The following is a 446-nucleotide window of genomic DNA, read 5'->3' on the forward strand; positions in this document are numbered from 1 at the left end:
CGATCACACCGTCGCGCAGCGCGGCGTACAGGGCGTCCTCGTCGACGACCGGACCGCGGCCGACGTTGATCAGCACACCCGATTCCCCCAGCAGGGCCAGTTCCTTCGCCGCTATCAGTCCGGTGGTCCGGTCGGTGAGCGGTGCGGACACCACGACCACGTCCGCCGTTTCCAGCAGGGTGTCCAGGTCGTCGAGGGTTCCGGCCCAGAGCAGCCGCTCCGCCACGGCGTCCACGCCGCCGCTGCGGGTGACGGCCACGCCACGCGCGCCGAACGCGCGCAACCGCTGCCAGGCGCGGGAGCCGATGTGCCCGAAGCCGACGAAGCCCACGACGGCCTCGCCGAGGAGGGCGGAGTACGCCGGCGGCTCCCATGTGCCCTCGCGCAGCGCGGCGTCCTGGTGCAGGAAGCCGCGGCGCACCAGCACCGCGGAGGCCACGATGTAC

General features: G+C 73.3%; 1 protein-coding gene. It reads right to left on the reverse strand.

Going from position 1 to position 446, the window contains the following annotated elements; genetic code table 11:
• Positions 1-446 (reverse strand): NAD(P)-dependent oxidoreductase (locus ACFTZL_RS24475; protein WP_382586610.1); only part of this gene is annotated, 446 nt, incomplete at both ends.

Source organism: Streptomyces sp. NPDC056948 (assembly GCF_042674225.1).
GTDB classification, from domain to species: Bacteria; Actinomycetota; Actinomycetes; order Streptomycetales; family Streptomycetaceae; genus Streptomyces; species Streptomyces purpurascens.